The 16,142-nt window shown below is 64.7% G+C and carries 12 protein-coding genes; 7 read left to right on the top strand and 5 right to left on the bottom strand.

Annotated features, from left to right (window positions below; genetic code table 11):
* Window positions 1-75: 75 nt before the first annotated feature.
* The 3 genes from Q7A36_RS29435 (at window position 76) to Q7A36_RS29425 (ending at window position 3,723) form a co-directional block, all read left to right on the top strand.
* Window positions 76-780, top strand: coding sequence for an LbetaH domain-containing protein (locus Q7A36_RS29435; RefSeq protein WP_305107358.1), 705 nt, complete (start codon window positions 76-78; stop codon window positions 778-780).
* Window positions 781-844: 64 nt separating this feature from the next.
* Complete coding sequence (locus tag Q7A36_RS29430; RefSeq protein WP_305107357.1) at window positions 845-3,049, top strand: glycosyltransferase family 2 protein; 2,205 nt, start codon at window positions 845-847, stop codon at window positions 3,047-3,049.
* 320 nt (window positions 3,050-3,369) lie between these two features.
* Entirely contained in the window at window positions 3,370-3,723 is a 354-nt protein-coding gene (locus Q7A36_RS29425; protein ID WP_305107356.1) for a hypothetical protein, read from the top strand.
* A gap of 521 nt (window positions 3,724-4,244) precedes the next feature.
* Here the strand turns inward: Q7A36_RS29425 and Q7A36_RS29420 are convergent.
* Window positions 4,245-5,294 (bottom strand): substrate-binding domain-containing protein, encoded by a 1,050-nt coding sequence (locus Q7A36_RS29420; RefSeq protein WP_305107355.1) that lies wholly within the window; start codon window positions 5,292-5,294, stop codon window positions 4,245-4,247.
* A 145-nt stretch (window positions 5,295-5,439) separates the two neighbouring features.
* Entirely contained in the window at window positions 5,440-6,489 is a 1,050-nt protein-coding gene (locus Q7A36_RS29415) for a molybdopterin-binding protein (RefSeq protein ID WP_305107354.1), read from the bottom strand.
* Window positions 6,490-6,762: 273 nt separating this feature from the next.
* Between Q7A36_RS29415 and adh the strand changes: the two genes are divergently transcribed.
* On the top strand, window positions 6,763-8,283 hold the full coding sequence (adh, locus tag Q7A36_RS29410) for an aldehyde dehydrogenase (RefSeq protein ID WP_305107353.1): 1,521 nt from the start codon (window positions 6,763-6,765) through the stop codon (window positions 8,281-8,283).
* A 382-nt stretch (window positions 8,284-8,665) separates the two neighbouring features.
* Here the strand turns inward: adh and Q7A36_RS29405 are convergent, their stop codons facing one another.
* On the bottom strand, window positions 8,666-10,087 hold the full coding sequence (locus tag Q7A36_RS29405; protein WP_305107352.1) for an IS1380 family transposase: 1,422 nt from the start codon (window positions 10,085-10,087) through the stop codon (window positions 8,666-8,668).
* Between the two features lie 92 nt (window positions 10,088-10,179).
* Here Q7A36_RS29405 and Q7A36_RS29400 point away from each other — a divergent pair, with 92 nt between their 5' ends.
* Window positions 10,180-10,488 carry a DUF779 domain-containing protein gene (locus Q7A36_RS29400; protein ID WP_370655720.1) on the top strand — a complete coding sequence of 103 codons (309 nt, stop codon included), beginning with the start codon at window positions 10,180-10,182 and terminating at the stop codon, window positions 10,486-10,488.
* Between the two features lie 475 nt (window positions 10,489-10,963).
* On the opposite strand, the gene Q7A36_RS29395 is transcribed toward Q7A36_RS29400, so the two are convergent.
* Together Q7A36_RS29395 and Q7A36_RS29390 are read right to left on the bottom strand one after the other, a co-directional pair.
* A complete protein-coding gene (locus tag Q7A36_RS29395; protein WP_305107351.1) occupies window positions 10,964-11,776 on the bottom strand; it encodes a substrate-binding domain-containing protein in 813 nt (270 codons plus the stop codon).
* 612 nt (window positions 11,777-12,388) lie between these two features.
* A complete protein-coding gene (locus Q7A36_RS29390; protein WP_305107350.1) occupies window positions 12,389-12,838 on the bottom strand; it encodes a hypothetical protein in 450 nt (149 codons plus the stop codon).
* A 706-nt stretch (window positions 12,839-13,544) separates the two neighbouring features.
* Between Q7A36_RS29390 and Q7A36_RS29385 the strand changes: the two genes are divergently transcribed.
* Entirely contained in the window at window positions 13,545-14,567 is a 1,023-nt protein-coding gene (locus Q7A36_RS29385) for an aldo/keto reductase (RefSeq protein ID WP_305107349.1), read from the top strand.
* Between the two features lie 330 nt (window positions 14,568-14,897).
* On the top strand, window positions 14,898-16,031 hold the full coding sequence (locus Q7A36_RS29380) for a molybdopterin molybdotransferase MoeA (RefSeq protein WP_305107348.1): 1,134 nt from the start codon (window positions 14,898-14,900) through the stop codon (window positions 16,029-16,031).
* The last annotated feature ends 111 nt before the right edge of the window (window positions 16,032-16,142 follow it).

Below are 16,142 nucleotides of genomic sequence, written 5' to 3'. Positions count from 1 at the left end.
AAAACCGGGAATATGGCCCATAGGGCCCGCGACGAGCTCCCGGTACGCTTCCTGGTGGGAGGACTGGGAAATCCAATGCTCGACCAAGCAGGCGAAATCCATGCAAGCCAGGATGATGCTGGCACCGTCCAGGGCGTAGCCGGCGTTCTTCTCTTCGGTGCGGGATCACCGATTTTGGTCGATGTCGAGGAGAGCCTGCATCGGGCGGGACTTCGCGTCGTCGCCGGTATCCACAACTGGCCTGGCAGACATTACCTGTGCGATGGTACGCGCGTCATGGCGCCTGAGGACATAACGGGTGCCATGCTGGAACTACCATTTCTCGTACCGCTCTTCACGCCGCGCCATCGGCGGCTGGCTGCCCGGCAAGCGGAGGTTCTCGGGCTCGTTCGTCCGATGCGACTTGTTGACCCGAGTGTCGCGGTCCCGCGCCGGCTGGACACTGGCCCCGGCTGCTACGTCAACTCCGGGGTCAGCCTCGGGAGTTATAGTGTCCTGGGTGCCTTCGTTCTAATCAATCGCGGCGCCAGCATCGGTCACCACGCCCGGTTGGGTGACTTCGCCTCGATTGGTCCAGGCGCCGTGCTTGCCGGTGACGTGACGGTCGGTTCAGGGGGCTTGGTCTGTGCCGGCGCTGTGATCCTGCCCGGCATCACGGTCGGCGAGGATGCCATTGTCGGCGCGGGTGCCGTGGTGACCCGCGATGTACCAGACGGCTATCTTGCGCTCGGGAACCCCGCACGGCTGGTCCGGCGCGACACCATCGTGAAGGCAGGGTGAGGGGACATCGATCATGCCCAGACCCGTCGTACATCTGTATACCATCTGCTGGGACGAAGCTGACATGCTCGGCTTCTTCTTTCGCCACTACGCGCCATGGGTAGATCGCTTTGTCATCTACGATGACGGCTCGACTGACAATTCTTTGAGCATCCTACGAGCACATCCCAAAGTCGAAGTACGGCAATTCACCCGGGTCGTAGCGGATTCCTTCGTTCTCTCGCATACAGCAATGCAGGATGAGGTCTGGAAGGAAAGTCGTGGTCAGGCGGATTGGGTCGTCGTTACCGCCATTGACGAGCACCTGCACGTCCGTGGGCGTGAGATGAGGGACTACCTTGCCGAGCAGGCACGGCGCAACACGACGCTGATCCCAGCGCTTGGCTTTGATATGCACCACCCCGAGATGCCGCCGGACAACGGTCTGCTGGTGGAGACCGTCACGTGCGGCCGCGCCCGACCGGCATTCAATAAACTCAGCATTTTCGATCCGAATGCGTTGCAGGAGACTGGCTTCGGGGCGGGGCGACACGTCGCCCGGCCAGTTGGGCACCTGCACCTGCCCGAGCGCGACGAAGTTATGCTCTGGCACTACAAGCATCTCGACTTCGAGCGGTATGTCGCGCGCGAGAATGTTCAGGGTCGACGTCTCGGACCGCGTGATCGCGCCAGCGGGTTCGGCCGGCACTACCTCCGGTCTCGGGACGAGCATCGCACATTTTGGGAGGAGATGGTTCTTGCGGGTTGCGACCTGTCAGTCTGTGACTTTGAACCAGAACGAGCGGCGGTAAAGCCGCTTTGGTGGCGCACCGAGTGCACTCCCGCAGCCGAGTTGCGGCCTGCCCATGTTGCCCCCGCATGCTGTCCTTCGGTTTCGGTGCTCATTAAGACTTTCAATCATGCAGCCTATGTCCGACAGACGATCGAAAGCCTGCTGAGTCAAAGTTTTCAGGACTTCGAAATCGTTGCCACAGATGACGGCTCGACCGACGAGACGGCCGCGATCCTCCGCTTCTTCGATGATCCCCGGATCCGACTTGAGGTGCTGCCTTGCAACGGCGGCGTCGCTGCCGCGATGAATGCCACGCTTGCGCGGGCGCGCGGCCGGTACTTGGCGATCCTGAACTCCGATGACTGGGCACTGCCGGGTCGCTTGCGGACGCAGGTCGCCTTCCTCGACGCGAATGCCGAGATCTCTCTGCTGTTCGGATTGCCCCAGCCGGTCGATGAGACAGGGCAACCCACCCAGGCCTATAATGACTTCCATGTTCCCTTCGGTCTGCCGGATTTCTCCCGGCGCAGTTGGCTCCGGCAATTCTTCTTCGGGGGCAACTGCCTATGCGCACCGACGGCGATGATCCGACGCGAGGCATACGCCGCCGTCGGCCATTATGACCCGAGATTGACGAACCTTTCGGACCTCGACATGTGGATCCGCATGCTGCTGGCGGGCCACCGTATCCATGTTCTTCCGGAAAAGCTCACTGCCCTCCGGATCCGCGACAACGCCGCGAACGCGAGCGCGCCGCGCCTCGACAATCTTTTGCGGACGCGATTCGAGACGACGCGCATCCTGCGGCATTTCGCGTCCATGGGGGACGATCTGTACCATGAGGTGTTTGGCGATGAGGCTCTCGAAGGTGCCGTCGTGGGCAGCCCAATCGCCCTGAAGATTGCAGAACTTGCCGCGAGACATCCTGCGCCCGAGCATCAGATCTTTGCTGCTGAGACGTATCACGAGCACGCCGTGCTGACAGCGGAGTTGGCCCGCTTGCGCATGCTTACCGGCAGATTGGAAGCGTTCAGAGGGGCCGCGTTCGACGTGGAACGTGTCGATCCGGATCTGCTGGCGGTGCGACGTCGGAACCTCGAACTCGAAGGGCAGACCGAAGATTTTGCAGTCACCATGGCTGCGCAAGCGGAGGAAATTCGGTGTCTCCGGGTAATGTTGGAGGAGAGTGGCGAACGTATTGCAGGAGCAGAGCTAGCCCTCACTGACTTGGCGGTCCGGGAGGCAATGACGCGAGAACGCTTGTCAGGCATCCTCCAGAGCACCTGCTGGCAGGCGACCGCGCCGCTTCGGCAGCTGGCCGACCAGCTCCCCCGGAGAGCACGGCGTCTGCTTCAACGCGGAGCGGCTGCTTTCCGCGGTATCGTACCAGCGGAAGCACTGCCGGCCAATGGGCAGCGCGCGGGGTACGAGGCGGCTCACCTCAAGAACAGCGACATCACTTCCATCCGAATAGCCGTGACCCCGGATGTGAGCTGAGATGTTACGGACCGAGGTGCGGCTGATGCCTCGGTGTGGCGTGGTTCAGAATCGGCCAGTATCGGGCAACACGGGCGCACGAAGAGCGCCGGCCTGTGAGGGTCGGATGTGGACGTGCGATATGTCTTGTGCGGGAGGCGGTCAGCCTCCCCCGCGTCAAGCCCGTCGGGGCTGAAGCGGTCCCAGGCCGAAGCAGGGGGAGCTATGGCCGAAATTGGGTGATGGCGGGGGCGTGGTTCGAAATCGGGTCAAACGGGAAGCTGGGTTGGCGGTACCGGGGTAGGTGATGGTATCCTCGGGTTTTCACCCGTGAGGCGAGTATGGACCGAGGTGTTGGCGCGGCAGTCAGGTCGCTGCCCGAGAGCGGCCGCAAGGACCTCGCCATCCAGGCCCTGGCCGGTTCCGAGACGATCAGCGACCTGGCCGCCCAGCATGGGGTGAGCCGCAAGTTTGTCTACCAACAGGCGCACAAGGCCAGCGCGGCGCTGAATGACGCCTTCTCGCCCGCCGTGCGGGACGACGAGGTGCTGTTCGAGCTGGCGGTGACCAAGACCTGGCTGCGCCAGGTGATCGTCGCCCTGCCGCTGATCTGCCGGAGTTCGTACCGCGGCGTCGTCGAGTTCCTGCGCGACCTGCCTGGTCGACCACGCTTGAATGCCGACGAAGATGGGTGAGATGACTACCTTCAAGAATGCTGGAAGCCAACGGCGCGTCACGCCGGCCCTGCCGCGCGAGCAGGCCGAGCATGTCGCAGTGGCTGCGGCTACCTGCCTTCAAAATCGCGCTGATCGTCGCACGAGCGCGGACGTCCACTGCTGTATTGTGCCCGGACGCTGAGACAGTCGGCTGCGCTAATCAGGCCTCGATGGTGCCGAAAGTGTGCATCCAGAGTTGCAGCAGAAGGACCTCGACTCTCCCGGCAGCTGCTGTTGTTGCCACAGCAGAGCCAAGAGCGAAAATGGCACCATAGCTCCGAAGGGACGAGCTGCCACGGACACTACGCTGGGTCTGATTTGTCGCTGGCGACGAGCAGCATCTGCATCCTCGACACGACCGGTCGTGTTGTTCAGTAAGAGAAAATCCCCAGTGAGCCCGAAACGCTCGCCGCTTGCCTTGCCAGCTGCGGCCATCATCTCGGCCGCATCAGTTTGGAGGCTGGTTCGCCCTCGCAGTGGCTGTACTCTCCGAGCGAGGATTACTCGGCAGGTGGTCGTCCAATGCGTACCAGCGCCTGCAACTCAGAAGGCAGACGGCCATAATCTTCGGCGGTGACCAGCGCCGGGCTGATCGGCTCTGGCCCTGTCTCCGACAATTGCGCGAAGCCCTGCTCTCCGAGAAGCAGCTGCAGGAAGCGGATCGCAGCGTCACGGTTAGGCGCATTGCGCAGGATGGTCAGGCCCCAGCGCGCGCGGCTGGCTGGGATGCGCACATAAGGCTCTGCTTCGGGCGTGCGCAGGCCGGGAACGACAACACCGGCCTTCGCATAGGCGGCATTCAATCGTGGATCTGACAGCCCTACCGCAGCCGGTAGCCGCGCAAAGCGGTAGGTCGCAGGGTTCGCAGCGTAGGCGGCACGCGCGCTGTGCTCGTAGGTGAACTGGTGGTCGTAGGTCTGGCCCAGCACATCGGAGACTCGGGTGACCGAGAGGTGCGTCAGCAGCTGGTCGTAAAGGTTGGGCACGCCGCTGATCATCTCTGCCAGCTGAAAAATCATGTCGGTGCGGTAGCCGCTAGGATCGAGAAAGGGATGGGAACTACCGATTACCACGCCGGTCTGTGTCAACTGCCGGTACCAATCATCAGCCACCATCGGCACCTGATCGGGTGGAGCGAGGGTGCCGGAGCCGGCGATGGTCCCGGCATTCCGGCTATTCGTGGTGTAGGCCAACACCATGGCCCCGCGCGCGAACCGGATAGTGTAGTCGGCAAAACCGGCGGGCTTCAGCAGCAAATCAATGGCGCGGTCATCGGCGCTGGCATAGACATCGCAGGGCTCGCCTCCTGCGGTGACGCGCCGTGCGGCATCCAAGCTGCCGGCCGAGGCATCGGTCACGCAGATGCCGGTCTGCTGTGTGAACAGCGTCTCGAGAGGCGTGAATGCCGCACTCAGGCTCCCCGCGTGGTAAACGCTCAGTTGTGGGCCCGTGCCGCAGCCGGCCTGTGCTCTGGCGCTGCGGGATCCGAGAGCTGCCGCTGCGCCGAGGATTGCCGGGGCGAAGGTTAGGATTCGCCGTGTCACCGCCATGTTGCGTCTCCTCCAAAAAGCCGGTGCCGGACGGCGCCGCGTCGCAGTCCCGAAGGCGTTGTATTCGAGTGCGGCTAGCGATGCGACCGTCCGGGCGTCAGTAAGGCAACACGAATGGCGGCGGCGGTGACGATGCTGGTGTCGTTTAGCCCCAGACAGGGTCGTGCTTGTGACCCGCAGCGTCTACCACCTCAATGGACACCAGGTTTGACACGTATCGGCCGCCAGCCGTGTCATCCGGCACCACCAGCCGGGCGAAGCCATCTTGACTGTCGGGTCCGAGCTGCCCGAGTGCATCGTCGTAAGCGACGAGCACGCCACCGTTGCCAAACCGTGGGTCGAGCTCGCCCATCGAGAACACCACGCGGTAGCCGTCACTGCCGGTTGCGACAACATAGAAGTCGAGAATGTCGTTTTTCACCGCCGGGTCGGTCAGTACACCTGCGTCCTGCAGAAGGTCCCACAGTGGAACGCCGGTGTAGGTGTCGGTGACCTGGCCGGCGCCAGAGGTGTAGGTAGCAGTGAGCGTGACGCCGGCCAGGGCGGCAAGGCCGGCCTCGTCGAAACCCGCCGGATGCGCCACAGCGCCATCGAGGTGGAACTCGGTCGTGGGGCCGCCAGGACCGGCGATGAAGTCAGGGCCGCCGCCGACGGTGAGCCCGACCAGGTGCGACACGTAGCGGCCACCTGCTACATCGCCTGGTACGACCATGCGCAGCCAGCCCTCGGTGCCGTCCGGTCCGAGCTGGCCGGCTTGGTCAGCATAGGCGACCAACACCGGTTGGTTGCCAAAGCGCTGCTCCAGCTCACCGATGGAGAACACAGCGCTGTAGCCGTCGCTACCTGTGGCTATAACATAATGGGACAGAATATCGTTTTTCGCCGCCGGATCGGTGACTGCGCCCCCTGCGTCGGCCAGAAGGTCGCGCAGCAACACGCCGGTGTAGGTATCGGTAATCTGGCCGGCGCCGGAGAGGTAGGTCGCTGCCTCCGTGGTGGCTGGCAGCGCCCGGAACTCTCCGACCGAATAGAGGCCGGAGTCGGCCACATCGCCGCCGAGCCGCACCAGCCCGAGCGCATCGAGGAAGGCCGGCGGCAGCGGCACCCAATCGGGTAAGTCACTCAACAGCCGCGCCACGACGCTGCCGAGAGCCGCTCCATCCGTGTCAATATTGTGGCTGCACACATCCTGCATGCCCCGGACCTCCCCACGGTAATACGTATCAATTCGTATACAGCGCCCTGGATCGCCGCAAGGCAGAGCATGGCGCTACCAAGCGAGGCTGGGTTCGTGTTTCCGTCAGTTTGGACAAAGCCCCTTTGTCGGGTGGTGGCAGGCCAGGTGACCAGGGGGCTGTAGCGTTATATTCTACTAAATATCACGTTGACCCCGCCAATAGACGCCTTTTAGCGTCCTGTGTGCACGCAGGGCGGCCGCGATCCGCAACCTGCCACAGGGAGGCATGCCGTGTACCAGCAGGCTATAGAGACCATTCGGAAGCAGGCTGCGTTCCGCCACTGCTACGACAACTTTATTGGTGGCCGTTGGGTGCCGCCCGTCGAGGGCCGCGTGTTCGAGAACCCCAGTCCAATCACCGGTCAGGTGTTATGCGAGGTGCCGCGCTCCACTGCGGCTGATGTTGACCTCGCACTCGACGCCGCGCATGCTGCACGCGAGGCTTGGGGTCGAACTTCCGTCCAGGAACGCTCGCGCCTGCTGAACCGCATTGCCGACCGGCTGGAGGCTAACCTCGAGCTTCTAGCGCTTGTCGAAACGCTCGATAATGGCAAGCCGGTACGCGAGACCACGCATGCCGACATGCCGCTGGTGGTGGACCACTGGCGCTACTTCGCGGGCGTGCTGCGCGGGCAGGAGGGCAGCCTCTCCGAAATCGACGCCGATACGGTCGCGTACCATTATCACGAGCCCCTCGGTGTGGTCGGCCAGATCATCCCCTGGAACTTCCCGATCCTCATGGCGACCTGGAAGCTCGCCCCCGCCCTTGCCGCCGGCAACTGCGTGGTTCTGAAGCCGGCCGAGCAGACTCCACTTGGGATCCTGGTGGTCATGGACTTGATCGCCGACCTGTTGCCGCCCGGCGTTGTCAACGTGGTTAATGGCTTCGGTGTCGAGGCCGGTAAGCCCCTGGCGCAAAGCCGGCGCATCGCCAAGATCGCCTTCACCGGCGAGACCACGACCGGGCGCCTGATCATGCAGTATGCCTCGGATAACCTTATTCCGGTCACGCTGGAGCTGGGCGGCAAGTCGCCCAACATCTTCTTCGCCGACGTGATGCAGGAGGACGACGACTTCCTCGACAAGGCGCTCGAAGGCTTCACCATGTTCGCCCTCAATCAGGGCGAGGTCTGCACCTGCCCGTCTCGCGCGCTGGTGCACGAGTCGATTTACGACCGCTTCATGGAGCGCGCGGTGGCGCGCACCCGCAAGGTCCGGCAGGGACACCCTCTGGACTCCGCCACCATGATCGGCGCGCAAGCCAGCAACGACCAACTCGAGAAGATCCTCTCCTATTTCGACATCGGCCGGCAGGAAGGAGCGAAGGTTCTGACCGGCGGCCAGCGGGCCGACCTCGGCGGCGAACTGGCCGGCGGCTACTACGTCGAACCGACGATCTTCGAGGGTTCCAACCGCATGCGAATATTCCAGGAGGAGATCTTCGGACCCGTCGTCTCGGTGACGCGCTTCCGCGACGAGGCGGACGCCCTGGCTATCGCCAACGACACCCTCTACGGCCTTGGCGCCGGCGTCTGGACCCGGGATGGCAACCGTGCCTACCGCATGGGACGCGCGATTCAAGCGGGCCGGGTCTGGACCAACTGCTACCACGCCTACCCCGCGCATGCGGCTTTCGGTGGCTACAAGCAGTCCGGCATCGGGCGGGAGACCCACAAGATGATGCTGGACCACTATCAGCAGACCAAGAATGTGCTGGTCAGCTACTCGCCGAAGGCACTCGGCTTCTTCTGACGCAAAGAGCGGGGAAGGGGGCGCATGGTCTCCCTCCCCACTCAAGGAGTGCATCGTATGGTGGAACGCGTCGAGATCACCGAAGCCGCAGTGGCGCTCGTCGCCCGACTGGCTAAACGGCACGGGCCGCTGCTCTTCCATCAACCCGTCTTATTCACACTGGGCCGGGTCGATACCGCTTTATGCTGCGTCAGGCGGCAAACGGACGCTCGGTGGCGGTACGAAGCGCTGTCTTGAAGGGGGCGGCTTCCGTTGAACGGGGGCGAGGAGCTCCGCGGCGACGTTGGCGGCGCAGTTGGTGCATGCTACGGGCATGCGGCCTCGTCCGCCAGGAATGCTGGCGGGCATGGGCGCGACACAGTGTCTTGGACGGAAGCTGGCTTCAGGAGCCCGCCCAGGTGAAGCGCTCGAAGCGGGGCCAGAGGGCGCTCCAGAAGCCAGCAGCCGTTTGGGCGATGACGAGGGTGACGCGGCGGGCATGGAGCAGGACGCGGCCGCCGACGCGCAGCACGCGCTCACGGAAGCGGCGCAGGCCCCAGCCGGTGTGGGAGGCGAGTTCCATGGCGCGTCGGCCGGCATGCATCAGTTCGTAGGCCAGCAGGTGCAGCAGCAGGATGGCCTCGTTGCGGGCGGCGGCGTCGATGCCGGTGGGCAGCGCCGGCAGCGGGTTGTCACGGTAGCGGCTCTTGGTGCGCGGCGCCGAGGACAGCGCCGGTGCGAGGACGTCCATTAGCTCGCCGAAATGGCCCTCCGCTGTGCCGCGCCGCCGATAATGCGCCAGCAGGTTCTCGGCGGGCATGGCGGCGGCATCGAAGCTGGTCAGCAGCCAGAAATGGTCGAGCAGCAGGTCGTCCGGGCGCTCCTTGACCACCAGCACGACCCGGCGCGGGCGCGACCAGGGACCGGCCTGGTACTCCAGCTCGTGCAACCACAGCCGCGGCTCGGCCGGCGGCCGTCCCGGCGGACGCTTGAGGTAGGGCCCGGCCAGCCGATCGAGAGCGCGGTTGTTCCGCAGCCTGGCAACATAGGGCGTGCCACGCCGCTCCAGCCCGGCGAGCAGCTGCTCCTCGGGGAAGCCGGCGTCGATGCGCACCGCCGCAACCTGACACATGGAGCCTTCCAGGCGGTCAACGAGGTCGAGGACGAAGTCGAGCGCGCCCGCGGCGGTGTGCGCGTTGCCGGGCCGCAGCCGGGCATCGAGCAGGTCGCCCGTCTCTGCCGCGCAGGCGATGATCGGGTGGTACATGCGCTGGTGGTAGTGCCCGTTCCAGGCCGAGCCCGGCTGCTCGCCATGCACCTCGACCGGCAAGCCGTCGACGTCAATGGTAAGGTAGCGCAGCTTGTGGCCGCCGCGCTCGGCCCGCAGCCGCCGGGCGGCGAGCTCGCCGACCGCCTCGCGCAGCACCGGCCGGTTGGGCTCCAGCGTCAGGATGTCGAGCAGCCGCGACAGCGTTGGCTGCGAGGCCAGGTGCGCCCCCTCGGCCAGCGGCGTGGTGCTGCGCGTCTCGGCCGCTGCCAGCCGAAGTGCGGGATCGAGCCGCAGGGCATCGGCGTCGTCCTGGTCACGCCAGCCCTGGGCGAAGAGCAGCAGCATGGTGCGCAGCAGGTCGGCCAGCGGATAGGTCACCAGATGCGGCTGGCGTGGATCGTGCAGCCGTTCTGTCAGCCACTCGATGATACCGCTGCGCTCCATCACCTCGCGCACGATCACCGCTCCCGCGTCGCTGGTCAGGCGTTCGACGCGGGCCTCGATCACCACGCCCGCGTTGAAGCTCGGATGGAAGGTCGATGGTGTTTCACCCATGGGTGGTTCGGCGCTCGCTGACACTGCAGCGCAAACGCCTGAATCAGCCACGCATCTCCCGCAAGAGCCCGCTCAGAGCGCCGTCAGCATGAATAAGGGGGGATCAATCGGGAGGGTGTTGTGATGGCTCGGCACCGATGTGCTACTCGGTGGGCGAGTTTCGGGTCGGACCGCAGGATGTGCTGCTCGGCTTGATTGCCGGTTGCCCGTTCTACATCGGTGCCGCGCAGTTCGAATACTGGCAGCATACGCAGCTGATCCTGGACGTGGTGCCGGGGCGTGGTGCCGGCTTCTCGCTCGAGGCACCCGAGGGCGTGCGGTTTCTCACCCGCAGCCGAATATTCACCCACGCCGAGCTAGGCGTGCTCGCTACTGCGAAACCGCCAACGCGAGGTGGCTGAGCCTTCCTTCGGCGCAGCGCGCTTTGGCAAGATCATCAAAGCGGGGAATCCGCAGATCCAGGCCTTGCCGGTACCCGGGGCCACTTCGATGGTGTACCGCGCAGAGCACTGGGACGGCTCCGCTGCCATATGGGTGCGAGGACTGCTGAGTGGCATCCCGTTCGGCACATGACCATAGTCCTAGCGGCCAAGATGGCGCGCATCAGCTAGGCACTGATGGCGCGCAACAAGGTCTGATTGTACAGGACCACACCTGACGGGCAGATGCTGTACGACGCTTGCCGTCTGCGCCCGCTCCGGCGAAATGGCGAAGCCAGTCATGCGTGCGCTCGATCGTGCTTCCCCTGGGCGGTCGCGCACTCACAACATGATCAGCATCTCCCGATTGTGCGGTCAGAGCACGTTGCGTCGATGTCGTGAGTGCAAAACGGGGCGGGATGGGTGTTGCGCCCTCCTTGTCATCCGCGAAGGAGGCTCAGGGTAGGGTAACCGGCGTGAAGCCGAAGCGTTCCAGAGTTCGCTGTCCGACCTCCCCGAGGATGAACAGCGCCAAGTCCTGAACACCCGCTCGACCTTCCCGCAGTACGGCGAGTCCGTAGGCAGGCCCGACCGCGAGCGCGGCAGGAAGCGCGGCGATCTCCAGACCGGGCACCGCCGCCGCCAGGCGGATCCGCGCGGTGCTGCAATAGCTGACATGGAGACGCATCCTGCCATCTTGTAGCAGTGCCACCGCGAGATCCTCACCAGCTGATAGAGCACGGCTCAGCAACGCCTCTGTGATGACAGTTGTGCGGGCGTGCAGGGCCGCCTCGGCACCCGGATGCTCCGCTTCGAGGCGACGGAACAGCTCGAGCGTGTAGTCCCCAACCGGGTCCTGCACCGGCGGGAAAATACCGAGCGGGACGGAGGGGTTGAGCAGGAGCTGCACGGCCGTGCGGTCCGACAACCCGGTGCCGGACGGCGCCACAAGGCATAGGGCGTTACGCGCGAAGAGCACGACGCGGCTCGCGCGACCATCCCGCAGCAGCCGCTGCGGGTGGCCGGTGTCGGCGGAGGCAAAGAGGTCCGCGGCCTCTCCGCGCTCGATGCGCTCCCGCATAACGCCGGAGAAGCCGAAGCTCGCCGTCACTTGGCGTCCGGTCTCGCGGCTGTAGGCGACCGTGATCTCGGTCATCGCCTCGCGCAGTGACCCGGCGGCGAAGAGTCGCAGCGGCCCCTGCGCCAGGGCCGGTGCCGTTGCCGTTGCGAGGAAGGCGATCACAGCCGCCACTCCGGCGAGTCGGCTCATGACCGCTCCCTCGTCTCCGTCATGGGCGTGCAGCCATGCCGTCCGAAGGCGGTCCGCCCGGCGGGCGACAGTGCCAAAAGCGCTTCGCGCAGCGGCCGGAAGGACCGAAGCGCGTCTCGACCAAGCATCCCCCCCGGCTCGCCGCGTATCTGCGCGCGAGTTCTTCTATAGCGCTTGTCAGACCGCCAGCGACGAGTAGGCGCAGAAGCTCGATCTGAGCCCTGCCGGACAGTGGGTGTGAGCACCGCACCGAGGAGCAGCGGCACGAGGCTGTGGCGCAGGACTGGAGCCTTCATCATGGGACAGTCCCCCTCTTGCCTGCTACTGCGTCGCATCTAATGGCCGGCGCAGCATCGCTCGTTTCGGCGCCAAGCGCGAGCAGATGACAAGCCGCCCCACCATGGCCTGCTGTGGCTGGGACGCCGGCATCCCACCACAGTGCAGCGACACACCTGCCATTCTCATCCATTTCACTCTGCGCGCTTCACGCCTTCGTGGTGGAACCTCTTGCGGCTTGCACATCGCTATACTCACATCGATTCAGGAGCCGTAGAGTGGAGGTGCCGGTGGCGAGTGCGGCTCGAACGCCGGGCCAGCGCAGGTCGGGCCGGTTCAATGTTTGGCCTTTGATGACGGCGCTGCCGGAGTGGCAGCGCGCGCGATGCCCGCCAGCTCTGCTCGGTCGAGCAGGAAGGTCAGCGTAAAGCTGTCAACCGTCGCCAGCGTGAGCAAGCACTGCTCTGGCTCATCCGGCATCGGCTCCACCGCCCAGTTGCTCACCGGGTGATGAAGCCGGAGCCCTTCTGGGGTCTCGTGCTGCTGCCACTCGGTGAAGACCGAGACCGCGGCCAGCGCCAGCCGGGCCAGCAGGCGATCCGGGACGACTAAATCGCATTCCGTTCCATCTGCGGTGAGCAGATTCAAGGTACCATGGGCGGTGGGACCGAGGCGCCAACCAAGCACGGCCTCAACCGTCCTCGTCGGCCCTGGTAACGTGTCGGTGGCCTTATCGTCGCCTCCCGGCATCAGTGGTCTCCTCTGAATCGTCTTGTCGTTGTCCATCTATCGGATCGCCGTTGTCCTATTGTCAGAGGCCGCCTTGCAGCCGACGGCCAGGGAGGAGTCGTCCGGTGCTGGGCGGGAGCAGGCGTCGCTCCGCCTGCTTCCAGCCTAGTCCCGCCAGGACACCAGCATCCTGGAACGCGCGCTGCCTGGCTGCCTCGTTCCCCATCTCCATCAAGGCCATGATCAAACGTGGGATCATGGTTGTGGGCACTGCGACGATCAGGTGCTCGCCGTCCTGCGCGACGAAACGCAACTCAACAAGATTGTCCTCTGACACCGACCAGTCGAGTAGGCCGTGTACCGCGCTACAGCGGCACGCCCCGCCGTCCTCGTCTCCTCCGCTCGCCCCGGGCATAGGTTGAACCCTCTTGCAACCTGCGCTCCGTTATACTCACATAAATACAACGTCAGGCAAGGTGGAGGTGCTGGTGACGGGTCTTGATCGTCCACCCGGGATAGTCATTATGGCACCGGCCGGCCTGCGCGTGACCCGACCGCCTGGGATGCCGAGCAGACTACCATTTCAGGATAACACATCCTGTATCCGCGCCGGTTGTGTGTCTGGAACCCGGCATCCAACCTGCACCGCCCCATCAGCTGCGGCTGCTCGTGAACGAGTTAAGCGAGGCTGCGGCGGTGATCTGCTACGGGGCAACCACTTGATTGCTGCAGATCCAACCTTGGATACGAAGGACTATAGCCGATGGAGTACCGCCGCTTGGGTCGCTGCGGCCTGAAAGTCTCCGAAGTCTGCCTTGGAACCATGACCTTCGGCCATGGAACGGAGGAGAACGAGGCCGCACGCATTGTCGGCACGGCGTTGGATGCTGGAGTGATCTTCTTCGACACCGCCGACGGCTATAGCAACGGGGCGTCCGAGGTGATGCTGGGTCGCGCTCTGGGCGCCCGACGGCACGAGGCGATAATTGCTACCAAGGTCTTCAACCCTATGGGAACGGGACCGAATGACTCCGGCATGTCGCGCCGACACATCATGAACGCGGTCGAGGGCAGCTTACGTCGGCTCGGCACCGACTATGTCGACCTCTACTACATTCACCACGTCGACGTTCAGACGCCGCTCGAGGAGATGCTGCGCGCATTCGACGACCTCGTCCGGCACGGCAAGATCCGCTATACCGCCTGCAGCAACTACGAAGCTTGGCGGCTCATGGAGGCACTATGGACGAGCGACAGTAAAGGGTTGGCGCGGTTTGAGGCTTACCAGCCGCAGTACAGTCTTGTCGTCCGCGACATCGAGGAGGAGTTGGTTCCGGTGTGCGGCCTCAAGGGGCTGGGCATGGTTGTATGGTCGCCGTTGGCCGGAGGTTATCTCTCTGGCAAGTACCGCCCCGGCGAGCGCGCGGTCGCGGGCTCTCGCTCGGCTGAGAACTGGGCCTTCCCGACACGCTACTTCCACCCGCAACACGAGGCGATTTTGGCGGAGTTGGTGGCGGTCGCTGTCACTCTCGGCCGCAGCCCAGCCCAGGTAGCACTTCGCTGGGTACTCGAGCAACCGCAGGTCGCTAGTGCGATCGTCGGTGCCCGCACCGCTGAGCAGCTTACCGACAGCCTCGCGTGCACTGGCTGGGAGCTGCCTCAAGCGACGCGAGAGCGTCTCGATGCGGTCTCCGCCTTACCGCGGCGCTATCCACGGAGCATGGAGGACGGCATGGCAGCACGACGCGATCAAGCCGTTCGCCTAACTCAACCAAGTCGAGCGTGAGCGACACCTGTAGGACCGGGCAGGTCCGTCTTGATGGCGGTCAATGTGAACGACGAAGTTTGGCGTGACCGCCGCTGATCAGCATTGGATGCCTAGTCGATTCGGCCTAACCGGCACACCGATATGCCGTTGTTGCCAGTGGGGCTAAGTGCAGTTGTTTTACAGAGAGGCCGCATCAAGACGCTCAACAGCACGCCAACGTCGCCAACTATGTCCGGTCTCCGCCGGATCTGCCATAGCCCTGGGATGAAGGGACTGAGGCTGGCGACATTCTGGTGCTCCACGTTGCAGCAGCCCCGCTGCTCTAAGCAAATAGGGAGATGATGCGGCGTGGCGCAGCTCACGGATGACTGCTTTGCCTCCAATACGCTGCTCTCGGTTGACGCGGCGGAGGCCTTGATTGGCACGCGTATCCCGCCCTTGGTCGGGGAGGAGCAGGTAGCGCTGGCGGACGCGCTCGGTCGGGTGCTGGCGCATGATCTGCATGTGCCGCTACCCGACCCCGAGGGCGCCCGTTTTGTCACAAACGCCCCTGTGTTGCCGCACGCCGGCGGCCGGCGAGTGCAGGAGGATGCGTCCCACGCGTTCGGCACCGTTAACACGCCTGCATCAAGGCTCGATTCCAACGCTCGCCTTGCCCGCGGAAGCACCCCCGAGAGGGTGGTCGTGCTTCCTGCCGGGCGTCGGTTGCGGGTGACCGATATTGGCGTAGCCGCCGCTCTGGGCTGCGCCAGCCTGCCGGTCGTGCCGCGGGTTAGAGTGGGGGTTTTCTCGACCGGCGACGAACTGTCCGCAGCCGGCGGTGCGCGGGGCCCGGCACAGATCTATGACAGCAACCGGTTCACGCTGCTTGCCCTGCTGGCAAGGCTGCCGACCGAAACTTTCGATCTCGGCATCATGCCCGACCACGCTGGGGAGAGCTCCGCGGCGCTGCAGGCGGCAGCTGCGAACCATGACCTGCTGCTGACCTCAGGCGGCGTGTCTGTTGGAGAGGAGGATCATGTCCGAGCCGCCATCGAGCAGAGTGGGCGGCTCGTCTTCTGGCGCCTGGCGGTGAAACCGGGTCGGCCAGTGGCGATGGGGGTGATGCGGTGCGCGGCCACGGGGTTCCCCGGCAAGCCGGTGCTCGGCTTGCCGGGGAACCCCGTGGCCGCGGTGGTCACGTTTCTGCATTTGGCGCGGCCGCTGGTGCTGCGGCTCGCCGGCGCCGCGCCGGAGCCTCTGCCGCGCTTTCCGGTTGAGGCCCGATTCAATCATCGCAAGAAGGTCGGACGGCGAGAATACGTCCTGGTCCGACTGCGCCCAAGTTTAACGACTCCTCTGGCCGAGAAATTCGAACGTGTGGGTTCTGGGATGCAAACCTCTCTGACCGAAAGCGACGCCTTTGCCGAGTTGGATGAGGTGACGACCGCGGTGGTACCCGGCGATGCAGTGCAAGTGCTGCCCTTCGCGGCGCTGTTCTGAACGTGAGGATTCACCGGATGCCTTATCCCACCTCGTACCCGTGCTAAAGAGGCAATGACGGGATCGAGGCCGCCATAGGTGACAACCTCGCGTCCGATCGGCAGGCGGGGC

Source organism: Paracraurococcus lichenis (genome assembly GCF_030657435.1).
Classification (GTDB): Bacteria; Pseudomonadota; Alphaproteobacteria; order Acetobacterales; family Acetobacteraceae; genus Paracraurococcus; species Paracraurococcus lichenis.
The sequence above is the reverse complement of the archived record's forward strand: the minus strand, read 5'-3'. Positions and strand labels throughout refer to the sequence as shown.

What these genes read in the sequence shown, in the direction of transcription:
- Q7A36_RS29435 (WP_305107358.1), top strand. Translation starts at nt 76, where the DNA reads ATGCTCGACCAAGCAGGCGAAATCCATGCAAGCCAGGATGATGCTGGC.
- Q7A36_RS29430 (WP_305107357.1), top strand. Translation starts at nt 845, where the DNA reads ATGCTCGGCTTCTTCTTTCGCCACTACGCGCCATGGGTAGATCGCTTT.
- Q7A36_RS29425 (WP_305107356.1), top strand. Translation starts at nt 3,370, where the DNA reads ATGGACCGAGGTGTTGGCGCGGCAGTCAGGTCGCTGCCCGAGAGCGGC.
- Q7A36_RS29420 (WP_305107355.1), bottom strand. Translation starts at nt 5,294, where the DNA reads ATGGCGGTGACACGGCGAATCCTAACCTTCGCCCCGGCAATCCTCGGC.
- Q7A36_RS29415 (WP_305107354.1), bottom strand. Translation starts at nt 6,489, where the DNA reads ATGCAGGATGTGTGCAGCCACAATATTGACACGGATGGAGCGGCTCTC.
- Q7A36_RS29405 (WP_305107352.1), bottom strand. Translation starts at nt 10,087, where the DNA reads ATGGGTGAAACACCATCGACCTTCCATCCGAGCTTCAACGCGGGCGTG.
- Q7A36_RS29395 (WP_305107351.1), bottom strand. Translation starts at nt 11,776, where the DNA reads ATGAGCCGACTCGCCGGAGTGGCGGCTGTGATCGCCTTCCTCGCAACG.
- Q7A36_RS29390 (WP_305107350.1), bottom strand. Translation starts at nt 12,838, where the DNA reads ATGGACAACGACAAGACGATTCAGAGGAGACCACTGATGCCGGGAGGC.
- Q7A36_RS29385 (WP_305107349.1), top strand. Translation starts at nt 13,545, where the DNA reads ATGGAGTACCGCCGCTTGGGTCGCTGCGGCCTGAAAGTCTCCGAAGTC.